At 61.2% G+C, this 6,987-nt stretch carries 7 protein-coding genes; 4 read left to right on the top strand and 3 right to left on the bottom strand.

From position 1 onward, the window contains the following. Positions 1 to 228: 228 nt before the first annotated feature. Positions 229 to 1,008 (bottom strand): hydroxyacylglutathione hydrolase, encoded by a 780-nt coding sequence (gloB, locus tag E1297_RS05650; protein ID WP_155135077.1) that lies wholly within the window; start codon positions 1,006 to 1,008, stop codon positions 229 to 231. Between the two features lie 130 nt (positions 1,009 to 1,138). On the opposite strand from gloB, the gene E1297_RS05645 reads away from it, so the two are divergent. Next, positions 1,139 to 1,912 (top strand): class I SAM-dependent methyltransferase, encoded by a 774-nt coding sequence (locus E1297_RS05645; protein ID WP_155135074.1) that lies wholly within the window; start codon positions 1,139 to 1,141, stop codon positions 1,910 to 1,912. A 19-nt stretch (positions 1,913 to 1,931) separates the two neighbouring features. Here E1297_RS05645 and metW read toward each other — a convergent pair whose 3' ends face one another. Continuing rightward, on the bottom strand, positions 1,932 to 2,564 hold the full coding sequence (gene metW / locus E1297_RS05640) for a methionine biosynthesis protein MetW (RefSeq protein WP_155135071.1): 633 nt from the start codon (positions 2,562 to 2,564) through the stop codon (positions 1,932 to 1,934). 1 nt (position 2,565) lies between these two features. Then, positions 2,566 to 3,765 carry a homoserine O-acetyltransferase gene (locus E1297_RS05635; protein WP_155135068.1) on the bottom strand — a complete coding sequence of 400 codons (1,200 nt, stop codon included), beginning with the start codon at positions 3,763 to 3,765 and terminating at the stop codon, positions 2,566 to 2,568. 208 nt (positions 3,766 to 3,973) lie between these two features. Here E1297_RS05635 and E1297_RS05630 point away from each other — a divergent pair, with 208 nt between their 5' ends. From E1297_RS05630 to E1297_RS05620, 3 genes are read left to right on the top strand one after another with little or no spacing between them, the layout of a single operon-like run. After that, entirely contained in the window at positions 3,974 to 4,849 is an 876-nt protein-coding gene (locus E1297_RS05630; RefSeq protein ID WP_155135065.1) for a chorismate mutase, read from the top strand. After that, positions 4,846 to 5,982 (top strand): histidinol-phosphate transaminase, encoded by a 1,137-nt coding sequence (locus E1297_RS05625; protein WP_155135061.1) that lies wholly within the window; start codon positions 4,846 to 4,848, stop codon positions 5,980 to 5,982. The genes E1297_RS05630 and E1297_RS05625 overlap by 4 nt, the downstream gene beginning before the upstream one ends. 14 nt (positions 5,983 to 5,996) lie before the next feature. Beyond that, positions 5,997 to 6,917 carry a prephenate/arogenate dehydrogenase family protein gene (locus E1297_RS05620; RefSeq protein WP_155135058.1) on the top strand — a complete coding sequence of 307 codons (921 nt, stop codon included), beginning with the start codon at positions 5,997 to 5,999 and terminating at the stop codon, positions 6,915 to 6,917. The last annotated feature ends 70 nt before the right edge of the window (positions 6,918 to 6,987 follow it).

Here is a 6,987-nt window from a genome sequence, read left to right as displayed (position 1 = left end):
AGCCATGGGATGCCGGATGATGGGGAGGGGAGGGCGTTGCCTGGTTCGAAAATCTGGACGCCGTCCGGACCGGCGGAAACCCGGGTCAAAACGGTCAATAGTTCGGGCGGTTGGCGTTATCGGGTCCCTGCGCAAAGCGGGGACGGCCGCCAATCGCAAGGTGGCTGCGAAACGGGGCCGGTGTTACAAGTGCGATCGCCGAAGGCGCGGCGCTGAAGAGCCGGTGCCTCAGGCATTGTCCTTGCGTGTCCGGATTTCGGCAAAGACATCGGCGTCGGATTTGTCCGCCATGCCGAGTGCTGCCTTGACGCTTGGCTGATCGGCCCGCAGGAACGGGTTGGTGGCCATCTCCGCCGCCATGGTTGTCGGCAGGGTTGGTTCACCCTTGGCGCGGAGTGCGTCGACGGCGCTTGCGCGTGCCTGGAGATCCGGGTTGTCCGGCTCGATGGTCAGGGCGAAGCGGGCGTTGGCGGCGGTGTATTCATGGCCGCAATAGATCGCGGTGCCGCCGGGAAGCCGGTGTTTCAGCTTCACGAGCGAGGCCCACATCATTTCCATGTCGCCCTCGAACACGCGGCCACAGCCGAGCGAAAACAGGGTGTCGCCGGTATGTGCGAATTTCAGCGACGGAATGTACCAGGATATCTGGTCGAGCGTATGTCCCGGCGTTGCGATGGCCTTGATTTCAAAGGGTCCCGCCAGAACGTCGTCATCGTCCTCGACGGTCTGGTCGAGGCCGGTGATCTTGTTGCGGGAGCGCTCCGGTCCGATCACGCGGGCATCGGTCGCGGTCTTGAGCTTGCCCAGCCCTTGCACATGGTCCCAATGGTGATGGGTGATCAGGATGTGGCTGAGCTGCCAGCCGGTCTCGTCCAGAACCCTTTGGTAGGCCTGATCATCGGGGACGTCGACCGCAATGGTGGTCCCGGTCCCGGGATCGTGAATCAGAACGCCGAAATTGTCGGATAGACAGCCAAATTGGTGGATTTCAACAGCTGAAGCGGCCATGTCATCGTCCTTTCAGGTCCCGATATGGTGTTGCCAACGTGGCAGACAACCTGTTTGCAGACAAGGCATTCGGTCTTGCGAATTTGTGCAATTGGCGTTTCAATCGCGCCATTCTTGAACCGGGCGCTCCATGTATATCGACGTTGCCGATTTGCGGACCTTTTATGACTTGCCAATCGGCCAGCTCTTGCGGGAACTGATCGGCGAGCATGTGCGCCTGATGTGGCCGAGCCTGACCGGGCAGGCTTTGCTCGGGGTCGGGTATGCGGGGCCCTTCATGCGGCCCTATCTGGAGCAGGCGGAACGGTGCATTTCCGCAATGCCGGCCCAGCAGGGCGCGGTGCCGTGGCCTGAGGAAATCCGCAGCGCGGTGACCCTCGTCGAGGATGCCAGCCTGCCGTTTTCGGATGCCTCTTTTGACCGGGTGATGGTGGTCCATGCCCTGGACCATTGTGCCGATGCCGCAGCCGTCCTCAACGAGGCCTGGCGGGTTCTGGCGCCGGGCGGGCGGATGCTGGCGATCGTGCCGAACCGGCGCGGTCTCTGGTCGCAATCGGAGCTGTCGCCCTTCGGGTACGGGCGGCCCTATTCGCGCGGTCAGCTCAAGCACCTCCTTCGAAATTGCCATTTCGAGGTTGTCGACGACCGGGAAGCGCTGTTCATGCCGCCGACACGGGCCAAATCGGTTTTGCGCGCGGCCTGGACGTGGGAGCGGGTCGGCCGCCGGATCTGGCCGGCCTTTGGCGGGTTGTTGCTGATGGAAGCGGAAAAGAAGGTGTTCCGGGTTGCGCCGACCAACGGTCAAAAGAGCCGCCTCAGTGTGTTCAAGCCGGTCTTCGTTCCCAAGGGAGCTGCCACCGGCCTGAAGCCGGTGCGCAGTGTTCGGGGGCCCGGAAAGGCCTGAAGCTTGCGGCCTGAAGACGTCAGTGCTTCAGCAGGAAGACGGCCTGCTCTGCCGCAATGTTCCAGAACCACCAGGGCGCGTTGAAGCGGATCTTGTTGCCTTGGCCGCTGAGGGCAATGGCCTTTTCGACCCTGGCATCCACTTCGTCACACAACAGCACGAAATCGCGCAAGGAGCAGAAGTGGATGTTCGGCGTGTCATACCATTCGTAAGGAAGGTATTTGGTTACCGGCATGCGTCCGCGAAACAGAAGCTGGACCCGGTTGCGCCAGAAGGCGAAGTTCGGGATCGAGACGATCACCTGATCGCCGATGCGCAGAAGTTGCTGCATCACCCCCTTGGGGTCGCGGGTCGCCTGCAGCGTCTGGCTGAGGATGACCACGTCGAACGCATTGTCGGGATAATCGGCAAGATCGGTGTCGGCATCGCCCTGAATGACCGACAGGCCGCGGGCCACGCAACTGTTCACACCGTCCTGCGACAGCTCGATCCCCCGGCCATCGACGCCGCGTTGATGGGCAAGCAGATGCAGGAGCGCACCGTCCTGCGATCCGATATCGAGAACCCTCGCCCCTTGCGGCACGAGGGACGCCACCACGCGGTGGTCGCCGCGAACGCCGGAGGCATCGAATTTGACTGGCGACAGGTTCATGTCAGGCCCTTCCGCCCGGTGCCGGAATGCCGCGGGCATTGGCCGCGCCGGTCACGAAGCCGCGAATTGTGGAAAACATCTCCGGCACGTCCAGCAGAAACGCATCATGTCCCCGGTCGCTTGCGACTTCGACAAAGGAAACGTTGGCCGCCGCCGCATTGAGTGCCTTGACCACGGCCCGGCTCTCGGAGGTCGGGAACAGCCAGTCGGATGTAAAGGACATCACGCAAAACCGGGTTGCCGTCTCGCGGAAGGCATTCGGCAGGGCGCCGCCGAATTCGGCGGCCAGATCGAAATAGTCCATGGCCCGTGTGACATAGAGATAGGAGTTGGCGTCGAACCGGTCGACGAAGGTCATGCCCTGATGGCGCAGATAGCTCTCGATCTGGAAGTCCGCATCAAACCCGAAGGTCAGGTTGTCGCGGTCCTGCAGGTTGCGGCCGAACTTGTTGTGCAGGGATTCGTCCGACATATAGGTGATGTGCGCCGCCATGCGGGCCACGGCCAGGCCCTTGGTCGGCCGTTTGCCCTGTAGGATATAGTCTCCGCCCATCCAGTTCGGGTCGGCCATGATCGCCTGCCGTCCGACTTCGTGAAAGGCGATGTTTTGGGACGAATGGCGGGCACCTGCTGCAATCGGCAGGGCTGCGAAAACCCGGTCCGGGTAGCTTGCCGCCCATTGCAGTACCTGCATGCCGCCCATCGATCCGCCTGCCACCATGAACAGGGTTTCGATGCCAAGATGATCGATCAGTCTGGCCTGGGCCCGCACCATGTCGCGGATGGTCACCACCGGCATGCCAAGACCGTAAGGCTGACCGGTATCCGGATTGGTGGTCGCCGGGCCTGTCGTCCCGAGGCAACCGCCCAGCACATTGGCGCAGATGACGAAATAGTGGTCCGTGTCGATAGGCCTGCCGGGGCCGACCATCATGCTCCACCAGCCGGGTTTTCCGGTGATCGGATTGGTCGAGGCCACATATTGATCGCCGGTGAGCGCGTGGCAGATCAGAACCGCATTGGACTTGTCTGTATTGAGCGTGCCATAGGTTTCATAGGCGATCTGCCAGGGCGCGAGGGCGGTTCCCGAATCAAGTTCCAGGGGGGCATCCGGTCCGAACCGGACGCACTTGCTGCTGGGCTGGTCCGCTTCGCGCGCAGAAGCATCGATGATCGGGGAAGACGTCGTATCGCCGGACATGATTTTCGGTCTTTTGTCCTCTGCCAAGGCACCGATTCAAGCCGCTGCCAAAGGTTGAATTCCATGCGGTCCGAAAACGCTGGAACTGCGCAGGTAGGAGCGGACGTGACCCTGTGTCAATGTTTTCTTTTGCGTTTGGCGGGGCGGATGCCTATGACTGTCGACCGCACACAAGCCTTAAGTCCAAATCCAAGGTTGAACCGGGCCCATGAGCCAAGATATCCACCTCCCCACGTCACAGGAAATGTTGAAAGAGCGATTGGACACCCTGGACGCCAGGATACACGAGCTGTTGATCGAACGGGCGCAGGTTGTCGAGGGCGTGGTATCGGCCCATCGGGCGGCCGGAGAGGTGACGTCCGTGTTTGATCCCGTCGCCTGTGCAGACGGTTTGCGTCTTGCGGTGGAGCGTCACTCCGGGTCTTTGCCGGTGACAGCGGTCGAACATCTGCTGCGCGACATCCTTGGCACGGCGGCTTATCTCGAAGAACCGTTTACCGTCTATCTTGACGGTTCTCTCGATCTTGCAGATTTGATCGATGTCGCCAGATATCATTTTGGCTTCCATCCCGAACTGGATGCCGGCAGCGATGCCGCGGATGTTGTCGGGATCGTGGCGGCGTCCGGGCGGGATATCGGCTTGATCGCGCTCAGCGACCGTGCGGAGCTTCCCTGGTGGCGCGGGCTCAGCGACAGCGGCGCGCAGGTGGTGGCCCGGCTGCCGTTTCTGGCCGAGGACGACCGGCCCGCAGGCACTCCGGCCCTGGTCATTGCCCGGTCCGGGAAACAGACGGAGCAGATGGATGTCACCGTTTACGATGCCCGCTGGGGATCCTTGCTGCCGGGTGACCTGATGGGGCAGGGGATCGAGGTTTTGAGTTTCCATCGCTCGGCCAGCGGTGTGGATGCGCTGATTGCCATCTCGTCGGATCTGGATGAAATGGCGATTCTGGCCGCGTGCAAGGCGGCGGGCGCTGAACCGGACGTCTTGCGGTTCGTTGGCGGTTTCGCGGCGCCGATCGATGTCAATGGCGATCCGGATGATGATTTTGACTTGGCTGGCGAGACGGCTCTGGAAGGATGACAGTGATGACAAGTGCTCCCGTTGAATTCGGTCAGGACAGCCCGAACCGCCCGGTTCCGCGTCCCGGTGTTCTGGACATCGCAGCCTATGTGCCCGGCAAGTCCAAGGCGGTCGGCGGCAAGACACTGCACAAGTTGTCCAGCAATGAAACGCCATTGGGGGCGAGCGAAAAGGCCAAGGCTGCATTTTCGAATTCCGGCACCATGCTGGAACTTTACCCCGATGGCAGCGCATCCGAATTGCGCAAGGCCATCGGAGAGGTTTACGGACTGAACGCCGATCGCATCATTTGCGGTGCCGGATCCGACGAAATCCTGTCCCTGCTGGCCTATGCCTATCTGGGGCCCGGCGATGAGGCGATCTACTCCGAGCATGGTTTTCTGGTCTATGACATCGCCATTCGGGCTGCGGGGGCGGCCCCGGTCGTGGCACCGGAACGCAATCTGACCACCGATGCCGATGCGGTTCTGGAACGGGTAACGCCGCGCACGAAAATGGTTTTTTTGGCGAACCCTAACAATCCGACCGGCACTTATCTGCCGTTTGAGGAAATCCGCCGGTTGCATGCCGGATTGCCGGACAACGTGCTTCTCGTTCTGGACGCGGCCTATGGCGAGTATGTCCGCCGCAACGACTACGAGAGCGGGATCGAACTTGCCGCGACCTCAGAGAATGTCGTGATGACACGGACGTTCTCCAAGATCTACGGCCTTGCCAATCTGCGTCTTGGCTGGGGTTTTGGTCCGGCGCATGTCATTGACGCTCTCAATCGCATTCGCGGACCGTTCAATGTCTCCGGGCCGGCCATTGCAGCCGGTATTGAAGCGGTGCGGGATCGTGCTTTTGTGGATGCGGCGGTGGCGCACAACGACACCTGGCTGCCGTGGGTCACGAGTGAGCTGGAAGGCCTCGGCCTGACCGTGACGCCTAGCGTCGGGAATTTTATCCTGATTCATTTTCCTGATAAGGACGGCAAGCGCGCCCGGGATGCCGACCGGTATCTCTCGGAGCGCGGTTGCGTTTTGCGGTTGGTCGGCAATTACGGCTTGCCCAATGCCCTGCGCATGTCGATTGGTTCGGAAGAGGCCAACCGGACTGTCGTGTCACATCTCAAGGCATTTACCGGATCATAAGAAACACGAGACTCATGACTGCCCCCCTCTTTAACCGCCTCGCGCTGATCGGGATCGGCCTGATTGGATCGTCCATTGCCCAGGCTGTGCGTGCCCGTGGCCTTGCAGGTGAAATCGCGATTTCCACCAGGTCCGAGGAAACCCTTCGGCGGGCCGGTGAGTTGGGCCTTGGCGACCACTATGTGCTGGACGCAGCGGACGCTGTGGAAGGGGCGGATCTTGTCATCTTGTGCGTCCCGGTCGGGGCAAATGAGGCGGTGGCAAAATGGATTGCTCCGGCTCTTAAGCCGGATGCGATTCTGACGGATGTTGGCTCGACAAAGGCCTCTGTGGTTGCCCAGATAGCGCCATATGTGCCCGAGGGTGTGCATTTCATTCCCGGACACCCGATCGCGGGGACGGAGCAATCAGGGCCCGATGCCGGGTTTGCCACGCTTTTCGAGGATCGGTGGTGTATCCTCACGCCGCCGGACAATGTGGATAAGGCGGCTCTTGAACGGCTGAGCAACTTCTGGACAGCCTGTGGGTCGACCGTGGATACAATGGACCCGAACCACCATGACCTGGTCCTGGCAATCGTGTCCCACCTGCCGCACTTGATTGCCTATAACATCGTCGGGACGGCAGATGATCTGGAAACGGTGACCAAGTCCGAGGTGATCAAGTATTCCGCGTCCGGTTTCCGCGACTTCACCCGTCTGGCTGCTTCGGATCCGACCATGTGGCGCGATGTCTGCCTGAATAACAAGGATGCCATCCTGGAAATGCTGGCGCGCTTTTCCGAAGATCTGTCCGCTCTGCAGCGGGCGATCCGCTGGGGGGACGGTGACGCGCTGTTTGATCTTTTCACCCGCACACGCGGTATCCGGCGGTCGATCATCGAGGCGGGTCAGGAGACCGACGCGCCGGACTTCGGGCGTATCAAGATAGATTAATCGGTTGGCTGTCGGTGGATTCAGCCGCCATGTGCAATAAGTAACGGGACGGTTCGGTTCGCCATAAGGG

It is taken from the genome of Roseibium sp. RKSG952, assembly GCF_009711355.1.
This window is presented reverse-complemented; position numbering and strand designations above follow the sequence as displayed.

Excerpts from the sequence above, each read along its gene's own strand:
- E1297_RS05625 (WP_155135061.1), top strand. The coding sequence starts at position 4,846 with ATGACAGTGATGACAAGTGCTCCCGTTGAATTCGGTCAGGACAGCCCG.
- E1297_RS05635 (WP_155135068.1), bottom strand. The coding sequence starts at position 3,765 with ATGTCCGGCGATACGACGTCTTCCCCGATCATCGATGCTTCTGCGCGC.
- metW (WP_155135071.1), bottom strand. The coding sequence starts at position 2,564 with ATGAACCTGTCGCCAGTCAAATTCGATGCCTCCGGCGTTCGCGGCGAC.
- E1297_RS05620 (WP_155135058.1), top strand. The coding sequence starts at position 5,997 with ATGACTGCCCCCCTCTTTAACCGCCTCGCGCTGATCGGGATCGGCCTG.
- E1297_RS05630 (WP_155135065.1), top strand. The coding sequence starts at position 3,974 with ATGAGCCAAGATATCCACCTCCCCACGTCACAGGAAATGTTGAAAGAG.
- E1297_RS05645 (WP_155135074.1), top strand. The coding sequence starts at position 1,139 with ATGTATATCGACGTTGCCGATTTGCGGACCTTTTATGACTTGCCAATC.
- gloB (WP_155135077.1), bottom strand. The coding sequence starts at position 1,008 with ATGGCCGCTTCAGCTGTTGAAATCCACCAATTTGGCTGTCTATCCGAC.